Origin of the sequence: Ruegeria sp. ANG-R, from assembly GCF_000813985.1 — a bacterium.
GTDB lineage: Bacteria > Pseudomonadota > Alphaproteobacteria > Rhodobacterales > Rhodobacteraceae > Ruegeria.
Genome location: NZ_JWLJ01000027.1, coordinates 28,409 through 29,255 on the forward strand (window position 1 = coordinate 28,409; position 847 = coordinate 29,255).

An 847-nucleotide genomic window follows, 5' to 3' on the forward strand; every position below is an offset into this window, starting at 1 on the left:
GCGGCAGCGTGTACTGCCACGCCTGATCTTCCTGAACGCTCTGATCGCTCAGCGTCTGAACTACAATCGGTGCGTCATTCTCAGCGGCAACAGTCAGAGTGAGGTCGGAGAATATCTCGGCGGTTCCATCACTTGCAGTGACACGCAAGTCAACCGTGCCCGTGAAGTCCTGCGGCGGGGTGCCACTGAACAGGCGGGTCGCGGCATCAAAGCTCAGCCATGCAGGCAGCTCAGACCCATCCGCCAGGCTGGCCGAGAGCGTCAGATCATCGCCATCGGCATCCGCAAAGGTGCCCTGCGGCAGCGTGTACTGCCACGCCTGATCTTCCCGAACGCTCTGATCGCTCAGCGTCTGAACTACAATCGGTGCGTCATTCTCAGCGGCAACAGTCAGAGTGAAGTCGGAGAAAACCTCGGCAGTTCCATCACTTGCAGTGACACGCAAGTCAACCGTGCCCGTGAAGTCTTGCGGCGGGGTACCGCTGAACAAGCGGGTCGCGGCATCAAAGCTCAGCCATGCGGGCAGAGCGGACCCATCCGCCAGGCCGGCCGAGAGCGTCAGATCATCGCCATCGGCATCCGCAAAGGTGCCCTGCGGCAGCGTGTACTGCCACGCCTGATCTTCCTGAACGCTCTGATCGCTCAGCGCCTGAACTACAATCGGGGCGTCATTCTCAGCGGCAACAGTCAGCGTGAACTCGGAAAAGATCTCGGCTGTTCCATCACTGGCAGCAACCCGCAAATCAACCGTGCCCGTGAAGTCCTGCGGCGGGGTACCGCTGAACAAGCGGGTCGCAGCATCAAAGCTCAGCCATGCGGGCAGAGCCGACCCATCCGCCAGGCTGGC

At 61.3% G+C, this 847-nt stretch carries 1 protein-coding gene; it reads right to left on the reverse strand.

Going from position 1 to position 847, the window contains the following annotated elements:
• On the reverse strand, positions 1-847 hold an 847-nt coding region (locus RA27_RS24540; RefSeq protein WP_039544505.1), incomplete at both ends, for a putative Ig domain-containing protein.